Origin of the sequence: Bifidobacterium catenulatum subsp. kashiwanohense JCM 15439 = DSM 21854 (assembly GCF_001042615.1) — a bacterium.
GTDB lineage: Bacteria > Actinomycetota > Actinomycetes > Actinomycetales > Bifidobacteriaceae > Bifidobacterium > Bifidobacterium catenulatum.
On sequence record NZ_AP012327.1, the window covers coordinates 203,344 to 215,461 of the forward strand.

At 57.6% G+C, this 12,118-nt stretch carries 10 protein-coding genes; 8 read left to right on the plus strand and 2 right to left on the minus strand.

What is annotated here, in order from left to right:
* The first annotated feature begins 77 nt into the window (after positions 1–77).
* The 4 genes from dnaX (at position 78) to BBKW_RS00785 (ending at position 5,006) form a co-directional block, all read left to right on the plus strand.
* Positions 78–2,657, plus strand: a complete 2,580-nt coding sequence (gene dnaX, locus BBKW_RS00770; protein WP_033500676.1) for a DNA polymerase III subunit gamma/tau — start codon at positions 78–80, stop codon at positions 2,655–2,657.
* A gap of 64 nt (positions 2,658–2,721) precedes the next feature.
* Positions 2,722–3,327 carry a recombination mediator RecR gene (gene recR, locus BBKW_RS00775; protein WP_033500677.1) on the plus strand — a complete coding sequence of 202 codons (606 nt, stop codon included), beginning with the start codon at positions 2,722–2,724 and terminating at the stop codon, positions 3,325–3,327.
* A gap of 252 nt (positions 3,328–3,579) precedes the next feature.
* Positions 3,580–4,341, plus strand: coding sequence for an aspartate kinase (locus BBKW_RS00780; RefSeq protein WP_033500797.1), 762 nt, complete (start codon positions 3,580–3,582; stop codon positions 4,339–4,341).
* A 98-nt stretch (positions 4,342–4,439) separates the two neighbouring features.
* Complete coding sequence (locus BBKW_RS00785) at positions 4,440–5,006, plus strand: ACT domain-containing protein (protein ID WP_033500678.1); 567 nt, start codon at positions 4,440–4,442, stop codon at positions 5,004–5,006.
* Between the two features lie 243 nt (positions 5,007–5,249).
* On the opposite strand, the gene asd is transcribed toward BBKW_RS00785, so the two are convergent.
* Positions 5,250–6,344 (minus strand): aspartate-semialdehyde dehydrogenase, encoded by a 1,095-nt coding sequence (asd, locus tag BBKW_RS00790; protein WP_033500679.1) that lies wholly within the window; start codon positions 6,342–6,344, stop codon positions 5,250–5,252.
* 209 nt (positions 6,345–6,553) lie between these two features.
* Here asd and BBKW_RS00795 point away from each other — a divergent pair, with 209 nt between their 5' ends.
* The 3 genes from BBKW_RS00795 to BBKW_RS00805 all read left to right on the plus strand — a co-directional run bounded on the left by BBKW_RS00795 (position 6,554) and on the right by BBKW_RS00805 (position 8,218).
* Complete coding sequence (locus BBKW_RS00795) at positions 6,554–6,826, plus strand: type II toxin-antitoxin system TacA family antitoxin (RefSeq protein ID WP_065440131.1); 273 nt, start codon at positions 6,554–6,556, stop codon at positions 6,824–6,826.
* Positions 6,817–7,308 (plus strand): GNAT family N-acetyltransferase, encoded by a 492-nt coding sequence (locus tag BBKW_RS00800; protein ID WP_033500680.1) that lies wholly within the window; start codon positions 6,817–6,819, stop codon positions 7,306–7,308. Before BBKW_RS00795 ends, BBKW_RS00800 begins: the two co-directional genes overlap by 10 nt.
* A 289-nt stretch (positions 7,309–7,597) precedes the next feature.
* Positions 7,598–8,218 carry a DUF5701 family protein gene (locus tag BBKW_RS00805; protein ID WP_033500681.1) on the plus strand — a complete coding sequence of 207 codons (621 nt, stop codon included), beginning with the start codon at positions 7,598–7,600 and terminating at the stop codon, positions 8,216–8,218.
* 113 nt (positions 8,219–8,331) lie between these two features.
* Here BBKW_RS00805 and BBKW_RS00810 read toward each other — a convergent pair whose 3' ends face one another.
* Positions 8,332–9,951, minus strand: a complete 1,620-nt coding sequence (locus BBKW_RS00810; RefSeq protein WP_414635061.1) for a metallophosphoesterase family protein — start codon at positions 9,949–9,951, stop codon at positions 8,332–8,334.
* A 195-nt stretch (positions 9,952–10,146) separates the two neighbouring features.
* On the opposite strand from BBKW_RS00810, the gene leuA reads away from it, so the two are divergent.
* Positions 10,147–12,057, plus strand: a complete 1,911-nt coding sequence (gene leuA / locus BBKW_RS00815; protein ID WP_033500683.1) for a 2-isopropylmalate synthase — start codon at positions 10,147–10,149, stop codon at positions 12,055–12,057.
* Positions 12,058–12,118: the final 61 nt, after the last annotated feature.

The window sequence follows — 12,118 nt, forward strand, 5'->3', positions numbered from 1 at the left end:
CTGTGCAGCCGGTCTTTGCGAAAAAACGTGTCGTAATTAATCGGTAGCCTAGTGGCACTACTGCGGAAGGAATTGCGATGGCACTGGCACTCTATAGAAGGTATCGTCCCGACACGTTCGACGGCGTGATCGGTCAGGACCAGGTCACGGTTCCGCTCATGCGCGCGCTCGACGAGAACAAGCTCACGCACGCATACCTGTTCTCCGGCCCGCGCGGTTGTGGCAAAACCAGTTCCGCCCGCATTCTTGCGCGATGCGTCAACTGTGCGAAAGGTCCGACCTCGCATCCGTGCGGCGAATGTGAAAGCTGCAAGGATCTCGCCACGGGCGGCCCCGGTTCCATCGATGTGGTGGAAATCGACGCGGCCTCGCATAACGGCGTGGACGACGCCCGTGAGCTGCGTGAGCGCGCTGGTTTCGCGCCGGCCCGCGACCGCTACAAGATCTTCATTCTCGACGAGGCCCATATGGTTACGCCACAAGGCTTCAACGCGCTGCTGAAAATCGTGGAGGAGCCGCCGGAGCATGTGATGTTCATCTTCGCCACCACCGAACCAGACAAGGTGATCGGCACCATCCGCTCGCGCACCCACCATTACCCGTTCCGCTTGGTGCCGAAGGAGGTTATGGGCCCGTACCTCGAGCAGATCTGCGAAGACGAGCATATCGAGGCCGAGCCAGGCGTGCTGCGTCTTGCCATGCGTGCCGGCGGCGGTTCCGTGCGAGACACGCTTTCCGTGCTTGACCAGCTCATGGTTGGTGCGGTTGACGGCAGCATCGCATACGATTCCGCGGTTGCTTTGCTCGGTTTCACGCCTGACGCTCTGATTAGCGAGGCCATCGACGCCGTTGCCGACAAAAATGGCGAAGCACTGTATGGCGTGATTCAGAAGGTTGTGGTCGGCGGTTTCGATCCCCGTCGATTCGTTGAGGATTTGCTTGCCCGCGTGCGCGATTTGCTGGTGCTCACGTTGGGCGGAACGCGCGCGGAAAGCGTGCTTTCCGACGAGGCGGCCGCCGAGAACATGGATGATTTGCATCGTCAGGCTTCCGCTTTGGGATTGTCTGCGTTGACGCAGATGGCTGACACGATTAATGCGACGCTTGCTAATATGACCGGTGCGATTTCGCCGCGCATGCGACTGGAATTGCTTGCCGCTCGCTTGCTGGCCGGGCGTGAGGAAGGGATGGCTGCCGTTGCGTCATCTTCCGGTATGCCTGATTTTGCTGGCGATTCCGGGGCTTCCGCCGCTGCAGAATCGCTGCGTGGATCTATGGCCGGCTCGCGCCGCCGTACAGCGAGATATGCCGACGGTGTTCGGCCACAGGATTCCGCGGCGGCAATTGATGCTCCTTCCGAGCCTGTGAAACCGGCTGTGCAGCCGTCTGCGGCTCCGATGAATCCCGCTGACGCCGTCGCCTCCGGTGTGGCCTCCATGCTTGCGGATGTTCAGCAGGCGATGAATGCGACGTCTTCCGTTGCAGCCACTGCGCCTGCCGCAACTTCAGTGCCTGCTCCGGCACATGACGACCGTACCCCCGATCAGAAGTGGGATGCTTTGGTAGCCGCGCTTCCTGAGGATGTGCGCGGTTATGTGAATCGCGAAAAAGTGCCTCGTGTGCTGTTGCGAGGCGACAGTTTGTGGATCAAATTCGACAAGGCGCTCAGCAAATATGCGTTCGCTAAGGGCGTGGCGAAGGAGTCGGTGGATGGAACCACCGAAGTGGTGAAAATCGTCCGCGCCGAAGTGCATAAGATGTTTGGCCCGAATGTCACGCTTGCCCCCGCCAAAAAGCTGGCGGACGGTTCCGAATCGGTGCCGTGGAGCAAGCTTAGCCCGGAAGAGCAAAGCAAGATCAACGTGCAGCTGGCGCAGGAGCGACTCAAATCCGCAACACTGCTGACCGCGAATCTTGGCACTGCCGCAAGTCTTGAATCTTCCGGCAAAGAGCCGGCGGTTGAGGGCGCGCAGAAAGCCGAGGATGGTGGTAATGCAGGGGATTCTAACGATGAGGAGGCTCACCGAGCCGTTGCGGACGCAACCGCTGAAAACGATCCGTGGGCGGTCTCACAACAGGCCGCAGTAGTCCCATCGCAACTGGATGACGATCCATGGGCTGTGCCAGCGCAACAGGTGCAATCGCAATCGGTAATCGCAAGCGGCGTCAACGACGTGAAAGCGCCGGAACAACACACGAAACATGTGGCTGTTCCCGATACTAGCGATAATGTCGACCCTTGGGCCGTGCCAGCGCCGGTACCGCAGCAACCGTCGGAGGACGACGATCCTTGGGGTGCCCCCATGCCAGTTCAGGCTGGACCGGCGGACCCCATGCCCGTGCCAGTGGAGCCTGAAACGGCCCCTAAGCATGCCAATCACCAGCATCGCGTACCTCGGCAGGAAGCGGCGTCGCAGCAAAACCAGCCGAACGCCGATCCATGGAGCCAACAGTTCTCCGCTCCTGCGCAGCCGACACCGCAGGTCGCCGCGGAAGATGACGAATATTCCATGAGCGACGAATCGATCGGAGCGTCCAACGCGTTAAGTGTTGACGATCTGACACGACTATTCGAAGTGAAAAAAGTCGAGGATTTCGGCCCCGACGACGCCAAAAACCCGCGCAACATGCAGCAAAAGAAGAATCTCGACGAGTAACGGCACAATCGCGAATCCCACGGAAACAACTGCGAATCTTACGGAAACCAAGGAAAGGTGAACCATGGCACTGGCCTATGACGGCGCCATCCAACGACTGATCGACGCATTCGCGCACCTGCCTGGCATCGGGCCGAAAGGCGCGCAACGCATCGCCTTCTACCTGCTTAACGCATCCGACGAGGAAGCGCAGACCCTGGTCGACGCCATCACCGAAGTCAAGGAAAAAATACGATTCTGCGACATTTGCGGCAACGTGTGCGAAACCAGCCCATGTTCGATCTGCGCCGATCCGCGTCGCGACCATAGTGTGATTTGCGTGGTCGAAGAACCGAAAGACGTGATGAGCATCGAACGCACACGCGAATATCACGGCCTATACCACGTGCTCGGCGGCGTTATCAATCCGATGGCCAACGTGCAGCCCAGCGACCTCAACATCGCCAAACTCATCGAACGACTCAAAGACAGCGAAGTCACCGAAGTGATTCTCGCGCTCAATCCGAACGTGGAAGGTGAGGCGACCGCCAGCTTCCTTTCGCAGCTGCTTTCGCAAACCGACATCACGGTCACGCGCTTGGCGAGCGGTCTGCCGGTCGGTGGTGATCTCGAATATGCCGACGAAATCACACTCGGACGTGCGCTGGCCGGGCGTCGCGCGGTCGTCTGACATTGCCTTCGTCGCATTCGCCACGATCGTCACATTGCCGGCATATGCTAACGATCGCGCAGACGTTGCGCGGCGATCATGGAAGACCCGTGCGGAACGTATGTACAAAAACGCGCGGAGGATTTGCAAGGATTCCGTATACTGTTCCGTATGTTGGGCGTGCAGGGGCTTGACAAATCGAATTTTTCCTATAATCGACCAGCCTGCCTAGAATGGTCGGCAGGCAACACATTGAAGAAGATTGGATAAGTTGTGGCTCTCATCGTGCAGAAATTTGGCGGCTCTTCCGTAGCCGACCCAGAATCGATCAAGCGCGTAGCCCGACGCATCATCGAAACGAAGAACGCCGGTAATGACGTGGCCGTGGTGGTCTCCGCAATGGGAGACACCACCGACGACCTGATCGATCAGGCGCTCAGCATCGACTCCAACCCGCCGGCGCGCGAGATGGACATGCTGATGACCGCAGGCGAGCGTATTTCGATGAGTTTGCTCGCAATGGCAATTCATGCGGCCGGCGCTCACGCCTACTCCTTCACCGGCTCCCAGGCTGGTTTCATGACCGACGCCCAGTTCGGTACCGCGCACATCAAGGCCGTGAAGCCTGACCGTGTGCGTCGTGCGCTCGGCAAGGGTTCAGTGGCCATTGTGGCCGGCTTCCAAGGCGTGAACGAGGGTGGCGACGCCACCACGCTCGGCCGGGGCGGATCTGATACCTCCGCAGTGGCTTTGGCCGTGGCGCTGGACGCCGACGTATGCGAGATCTACACTGACGTCGATGGCGTGTTCACCGCCGATCCGCGTATTGTACCGACTGCACGTCGTATTCCCGTCATCGACTACGAGTCGATGCTGGAAATGTCGTCCTGCGGTTCCAAGGTGCTTGCCCTGCGTTGCGTGGAATACGCGCAGCGATTCAATATGCCGTTGCATGTGCGCAGCTCTTTCTCCCACCGCCGCGGCACGCTGATCGTGCCGGAAGGTGTCGATCCGCGCGTATTGCCGAATATCTGAGATTTGCAAGAAAAAATCACAAGGCATCGCAAGATATTTATTGCAGGCAATCGCAAAAACGCAAAATAAGCTAAGACTTTACAAACAAAGGTAAGAACATGAGCGAAAACAACAACCAGTCCTTGGGTGACCTGTTCCCCGATCTGGGACCGGAAGTCCCGATCATTTCCGGCGTCGCGCACGACAACACCGAATCGCTGGCCACTGTGCGCCGTGTGCCGAACGAGCCGGGCATGGCCGCCAAGGTGTTCACGATGCTGGCTGAGGCCGGCGTGAACGTCGACATGATCGTGCAGGCCTCCGCTTCCACCGGCACCGCCGACATTTCCTTCACCGTGCCCGGTTCCGCCGCGGCCAAGGTGCGGGATGTGCTGCAGGAGAAGCAGGATGAACTGGGCTACCAGTCCTTCGACATTGACGCCAACGTGGGCAAGGTGGCCGTGGTAGGCGTGGGCATGAAGACCCACTCCGGCCTGGCTGCCAAGTTCTTCAACGCGCTGAGCGACGAGGGCGTGAACGTGCTGATGATCTCCACGTCCGAAATCCGCATCGCTGCGCTGGTTCCGCTCGAACAGCTGCAGGACGCCGTCCGCGCGCTGCACACTGCCTACGGCTTGGACGCCGAGCAGGTGGAAGCCGTGGTGTACGGCGGTACCGGTCGTTGACGCAATAGCACGTAATATCAATCAAAAAAAGACTTGACTGGATTGCTTGAGGCATCTCAGCCAAGTCTTTGTTATTCCCATATCTGTTTTACAGATATTTTTTGCAGATAATCTGCAAATAAAAAGCGGAGGATCGCTGAATAATCAACAATCCTCCGCAATATTATGTTCTGCAGAAATCAGATATCACCATGTGCAATCATGCATGATCATGCGTAACTGCAGAACATATGAAGATCGTTATCACTTCTTGGTGATGTAACCGAGCGCCTTCAGCATTTCGGCGCTTTCCAGCGCACCGCCGGCGGCACCGCGCAGGGTGTTGTGAGCCAAGCCAACGAACTTCCAATCGAAAATGGAATCCTCGCGCAGACGGCCGATGGAAACACCCATGCCACCCTCGTAATCCACGTCCTTCTTGACCTGCGGGCGATCATCGTCGGTCAGATACTGGATGAACTGCTTCGGCGCATGCGGCAAGCCAAGCTCAGAAGCCTTGCTCGTGTAGTTGACCAGACGATCGACAAGCTCTTCCTTAGTTGGATTCTTGCCGAAGTTGATGAACACGGTGGCGGTGTGACCGTTGAGCACAGGCACGCGAATGCACTGCGACGTGATCTTCAGCGCACCGTCGAACGGCACGATCTCGCCCTTTTCCTCATCGACGTGACCGAACACCTTCAACGGTTCCTTCTCGGACTTCTCCTCTTCGCCAGAGATGAACGGAATGATGTTGCCCACCATTTCCGGCCAGTCGTTGAACGTCTTGCCAGCGCCGGAAATGGCCTGGTAGGTGCTTACGATAACCTCGCGCGGCTCGAATTCCTTCCAAGCGGCGAGCGCCGGAGTGTAGGCCTGGATGGAGCAGTTCGGTTTGACGGCGATGAAGCCGTGCGTGGTGCCGAGACGCTTGCGCTGGTGCTCGATCACCTCATAATGCTCCGGGTTAATTTCCGGCACGACCATCGGCACGTCCGGAGTCCAACGGTGGGCGCTGTTGTTCGACACGACCGGCGTTTCGGTCTTCGCGTATTCCTCTTCGATGGCGCGAATCTCAGCCTTCGGCATGTTTACTGCGGAGAACACGAAATCGACGTTCTTGACCACGTCTTCCACGTCAGCCACGTTCTTGACGACCATGTTCTTCACGAATTCCGGCATCGGCGTTTCCATCTTCCAGCGACCGCCGATGGCCTCTTCGTAGGTCTTGCCGGCGCTGTGCGCGGACGCGGCAAGGGTGACCAATTCGAACCACGGATGGTTTTCGAGCAGCGTGACGAACCGCTGTCCGACCATGCCCGTAGCTCCGAGAATGCCGACCTTAATCTTTTCGGACATAACAACCTCTCGCTTATGCTGGAACGGTTTCGTATGATTTCACGCTTGAGGTCGACCAGCCGGCCCCAAACGACTCCGTGGGCGGCCACATGCGTTGTTTAATCTTACGAAATTCGCGGAACAAGCATGTTCTCCTATCCGTATGCTGGTCTGCGCCGAGTATGCGTTTGGCGATTGTTATGTGTGGCAAAATGACGTACACTATTGGTATGGCTACAGTAACAAGTAACAGGACATCGCGGTTGGATATTCGTTTAACAGCGGAGCAGCGTTCGTTGATTGAGCGCGCTGTCTCGCTGAAGGGGTCCACGATAACACAATGGACGGCGCAGCATCTACTAGATGCCGCACGACGGGAAATAGAGGAGGCTTCCTCACTCAAACTTGAGAATGAATCGTTTGATGCGTTTCTTCGTGCGCTCGATGAGCCTATTCCGGCTGAGACGAAGGAACTTATGCGGAGGGAACCTCAATGGGCGTAACTGAAGTGAGGTTTCTCGAGCCGCGAAGATTGAATCCTGGCGAGACGCTTGAAGGTTTCTCGTGTGGTGTCGAACTGATCGACAATTGGGCGAATCGCCATGCCCCTTATGCGGCGAAGCGGGGTACGGCGGTTCCATACGTGTGTTTCACAACAAGTGGGGAAGTTGCGGGCTTCTATGCGATTAGTGCGTATTCAATTGATCGTGATGCCGTGAGAGGTGGATGGCTTAAACGGAATGCCCCTGCCAAAATATCTGTGATTCTGTTAGGAATGCTGGGCGTGGAGTCACGTTTTCAGCATCAGGGGCTGGGATGGATGTTGCTGCAGGATGCAATCAAGCGAGCTCTTGCAGTAGGCCGCCAAATCGGGTCCCGCGCACTTGTTGTTGATCCTTATGATGATGTCTCGCGTGGCTTTTACCAGCATTTTGGCTTCCGTGACGTCCCTGGTTCCAACAGTATGTTTGTCAGATTGGTTTGAACGCAGGATGCTTCCTGCCTCACAGGAACGCTGCATAGCCTTTCGTCTGCGCGTGGAGCAATAACAAATACCGGCGCTGAATAGTGCAACGAATGTTTTTGCGGAGCATGTTTGCCGTTGCTGTGCATAATATGAAAAAAGGGAATCATTCTGCTTCCAGAGCGCGCAAGTCTACTTCGCGCGCTTTTTGGTATATGGCTCCGATGTCTTTGAGGTTGATGCGGAACTGGCTGCGCGGGCTGCGAGGCTTTTCGTGCTTTGGGCGTATCGCTCGCGTACACTGGAAGCCATGTCGAAGGCATCAGAAGAAGCGCAAAAGCAGTTGGACCGTATCGTGGCGTTGGGCTATCCGGATGTGGCCGATATGTCGGCCGCCGCGTTTCGTGCTTTGGCGCGCCCGCTCATCCGTGCGCTGGAGGATTCAGATTTGGGCACGCAGATTCTGCTGGTGCCTACGCGCGAACTGGTGTCTCCTGAATCCCTGATTGCCCGTACTTCCATCAACCGTATGGCAGGATTCACCACCATGCCGCCGCGCGATATCGCCAGTTTCCTTCCGCAGGATGGTTTCGAACCTCCGGAAGGCCCGTTCTACCTGGTGGTCGAACCGCATACCGGCACCTGCTACATCAATCGCGAGCCCGATGTGGCGCGCAAGTTGATCGATTCCGACGAGCGTTTGCCGCTTACGTTGGAAGAGGGACTTGCGATTGCCACGCAGCATCCGGAATGGTTGCTGGAGGAGAACGGCTTTAATTTGTTGGGATCGCGTTCCGCGGATGGTCGTGTGCCGAGTATTTGGATGAGTCAGACCGCGCCGCGATTGGGTGCGGTGTGGCCGAATTCCCGACATACATGGCTAGGCAACGCATTTTGCGTATCTCGTCGTGGCGTCAGCCTGTTCCATTGATCTTTGGATTTCCATTGCTTTTCCGCTGATATTCCACGTTCCACGGATTGGCGATTGTCTGACGATATGCGGCATGCAAAGCCCGTTGTTCCGCCGGTTCGGCTGTTGACCGCCTAGCGTTTGAAGCGCTTGAACAGTTTGGCGATGGCGTGGCCGGCTGCGGCGCACATCACCGATCCGATGCCCAGCAGTGTGACGGTGACCTGCGGGCGGCGCAATTCGTTGCGGATACCGATCAGATCGGTCACGCAATGGTCTTCGAAGAACACGCGTAATTCGTTGCTGGAGTAGCGTCCGACCAGGTCTCCCCACGTGAGCATGCGCGTCACGTAGCTGACCGGATTGTTTTCGCGGAATTCAAACAGACGAATGCCGCGCAGTCGCGATTTCGGACCGTAGCATTCAAATCCGCAGGTCGGCGCGTAGCCAAGATCAATGTCGTGCACATGCCCGACGAACGCGTTCTTATGGTCATGCCCGCAGAACAGCGCGAAATAGCCGCCCGCATCGCGCAGCGCCTGCACTTCGCCAACGTTTTCATCCGCGCATCCGATTGCCTCTCCAAGCCTTGAGCCAGGCCTGCACACGTCACGATCCAACACATAGCAATGCCCTGCGAACGTTCGCGCGCCCTCTACCGCATTCGGCGTGTATGCGGGCACTTCGCGCAGGCAATCGTAGAACTCCTGCGGCGGAATATGCTGGAACGCGATCGCCGGAACCGCCAAACCGTCGCCGTTGCGCTCGCCCAACTCGCGTTGCACTTGCTTCAGCCATTCGATCGCTTCCGGTGAAGGTGTGCCGTAGCCGTCGGAATCGGCCAAATCCCAGCCGCGTGAATTCGATGCATACTTTGCGTAGGATGTCAGCGATTCCCGTCCGCCGGCAGTATTTCCGGCAGTGTTGCTAACAGTATTGCCGGATTTACCAGTATTTCCAGCATGCTCGCAATCGTTGGAAATGCTGCGATCGCTGTCAAACGCATTATCCGCATAATCGCCGGAATTCACCATCATCACGCTCATCGCAATACGTCCTGACCCGTCGGAAGCTTCAATCGGAATCGCAAACGTGCCTGGTTCGAGCGCCAGGGGAGAAGAACCGGCGACAGGGTTCATGCAACCGAAAAACTCGCGGTATATGTCATCCTGCTCGTCTGCGAGAATGCCACACTGGAAATCGTGGTTGCCGTAGGTTGCCGCGAAGGGGATTCGCGCTTCCAATGCAGGTCCGAGGAATGCTGCGAATGTGTCTCGTACTTTCTGCCGTGTGCTGTCGAGTATGGTTGCGGCGGTCGCGCGATTGATGGATTGCGCCCATGATTCAAGTTTGTTGGCGGATCCGTCGCGCCCGTTGCGCTTGTTGCGTTTCACGAGTTTCGGCGAGTCGGTGCCGATGCCGTCGATCATCCAATTGTCGTCGGTCGGGGGCTGTTCGAGCAACGCTTTGGCGAGCGGATGGCGTTTGATGCCGCGAATTTTCGCTTCGATTTCGGTGACCGCACGTATGTGCGTGCCCGGCTGCTCTCCGCGGCGGCGCAGGAACGTGTCGATGTACGCGGGGTCGTATCCGCGAATTTGGTCGCCGGTGAAGACGATCAGATCGGGATGCGTTTTCTTGATGGCGGCTTCGATGAGACGGATCGTGTCTTCACGCACGTTCGGTCCGTCCTGAATATCGGCCATCTGCAGCACACGGAAGGTGCCGTCGCTGTTGAATCGCAAGGTCATGATGCTCACTGTAATGCGCGAAATCTGGATATGGGGTGAAAAAGAGACGAAAATCGCGGTCTGCCCGTCATATGGCGGAATGCCGGCGATATATGGGATTGGTTGCAGCTACTATGGGCGGCAGTGCAGGTAGGTAACATGCACGTAACAATGTGGGCCGGCAGAAGGCCTGCCCAGCTTTACAGATAAGGAGGAGTGATGGGTCAGGATCAATCGTCAGTGTTTGATCTCGCGGCAGTCGCCGCGGCGTCCAACGGAGGGAACAACGACCCGCTGCTGCCTCCGGCGCGTTATATTGGAGCTCCGCAAAAGCCCAGCAAGATGCCGTACAACAAGTACGTCGCATACGATAAGCAGGTGCCGTTTGATTACCCGGAGCGTACGTGGCCGGGCAAGCGACTGCAGCGTGCACCGCGTTGGTGTTCCGTCGATCTTCGTGACGGCAATCAGGCCCTCGTCAACCCGATGGATTCCGAGCGCAAGCTGCGTTTCTGGAATCTGCTGGTGTCGTTGGGCTTTAAGGAGATCGAGGTCGGCTTCCCGTCGGCTTCCGAAACCGATTATGATTTCATTCGCATGCTGATCGAGCGTGAGCTCATTCCTGACGACGTTACGATCGTGGTGCTGACGCAGGCTCGCGAGCACCTGATTCGCAAGACTTACGAGTGCCTGAAGGGTGCCAAGCGCGCCGTCGTGCACTTCTATAACTCCGTGTCCGTGCTGCAGCGCGAGGTCGTGTTCCGTAAGGATAAGGCCGGCATCAAGAAGCTCGCCACCGACGCGGCCACTCTGTGCAAGGAGCTTGAGGGCGAGGCACAGGGCATCGACCTGTATTACGAGTATTCTCCGGAATCCTTCACCGGCACCGAGCCGGAGTACGCCGTTGAGGTATGCAATGCGGTGATCGACGTGATTAAGCCGACTCCGGAGCATCCGATGATCATCAATCTGCCGGCAACGGTGGAAATGACCACCCCGAACGTGTTTGCCGATCAGGTGGAATACGTGTCGAACAATCTGGTGCCGCGCGACGCCGTGGTGCTGTCGCTGCACCCGCACAACGATGAAGGCATGGGCGTGGCCGCCACCGAGTTGGCCGTGCTTGCCGGCGCCGACCGCGTTGAGGGCTGCCTGCTGGGCAACGGCGAGCGTACCGGCAACGTCGATCTGGTTACGCTTGGTTTGAACTTCCTCACGCAGGGCATTGATCCGCAGATCGATTATTCCAATGTTCCTGAGATTCGCAAGACGGTTGAGTACTGCAACCAGCTGAAGATTTCCGAGCGTCACCCGTATGCCGGCAATTTCGTGTTCACCGCCTTCTCCGGCTCACATCAGGATGCCATTAAGAAGGGTCTTGAGGCTCGTCAGGTGGCTGCCGACCGCGCCGGTGCCGATCTTGACAGCTTTGTGTGGCTGGTGCCGTACCTGCCGATCGATCCGAAGGATATCGGCCGCACGTACGAGGCCATCATCCGCGTGAACTCCCAGTCCGGCAAGGGCGGCATGGCCTACCTGCTGAAGACCAACCACAATCTTGATCTGCCGAAGCGTCTGCAGGTCGAGTTCGACAAGGTTGTGCAGGCGTACGCCGATGAGACCAAGAAGGAAGTCAAGGACGAGGATATTTGGCGTCTGTTCAAGGACGAGTATCTGCCGGTTGAAGAGTCTGGTGCCACCGCCGCGGGCGTTGTGGTCGGCGACAGCAAGGATGAATCCCTCGAACAGTGGGGCCGTTTGAAGCTGCTGAAGGTGTCGGTCTCTTCCGGTGAAGATGGTTCCGATACCGTGCTGAAGGCCAGGATTCTTGACCGTGGCGTGAACGCCGGCGTTGATGAGCCGGTGGAGCGTGAGGTTTCCGGCATGGGTAATGGCCCGCTTGCCGCTTTCCTGAACGCGCTGAGCAATTTCGGTATCGAGGCTTCCGTAATGGATTATGTGGAGCACACCATGTCCGTCGGCACCGACGCCATGGCCGCTTCCTATGTGGAATGCCAGATCGGTGAGGAAGACGATCCGCGGATTGTGTGGGGTGTCGGCATCGACACGTCCATCGTCACCAGCTCGCTGAAGGCCATTATTTCGGCCATCAACCGTTCCGAGCGCTGATTTCCGCGGGTTTCCGTTTTTCATAGAAGTAAGGGCCTGTGACGTACTTCGTTGGTGAGTG

Bases quoted from the DNA above. Each gene is read 5' to 3' on its own strand.
- BBKW_RS00785 (WP_033500678.1), top strand. From the start codon at position 4,440: ATGAGCGAAAACAACAACCAGTCCTTGGGTGACCTGTTCCCCGATCTG.
- leuA (WP_033500683.1), top strand. From the start codon at position 10,147: ATGGGTCAGGATCAATCGTCAGTGTTTGATCTCGCGGCAGTCGCCGCG.
- asd (WP_033500679.1), bottom strand. From the start codon at position 6,344: ATGTCCGAAAAGATTAAGGTCGGCATTCTCGGAGCTACGGGCATGGTC.
- recR (WP_033500677.1), top strand. From the start codon at position 2,722: ATGGCACTGGCCTATGACGGCGCCATCCAACGACTGATCGACGCATTC.
- dnaX (WP_033500676.1), top strand. From the start codon at position 78: ATGGCACTGGCACTCTATAGAAGGTATCGTCCCGACACGTTCGACGGC.
- BBKW_RS00800 (WP_033500680.1), top strand. From the start codon at position 6,817: ATGGGCGTAACTGAAGTGAGGTTTCTCGAGCCGCGAAGATTGAATCCT.
- BBKW_RS00795 (WP_065440131.1), top strand. From the start codon at position 6,554: ATGGCTACAGTAACAAGTAACAGGACATCGCGGTTGGATATTCGTTTA.
- BBKW_RS00805 (WP_033500681.1), top strand. From the start codon at position 7,598: ATGTCGAAGGCATCAGAAGAAGCGCAAAAGCAGTTGGACCGTATCGTG.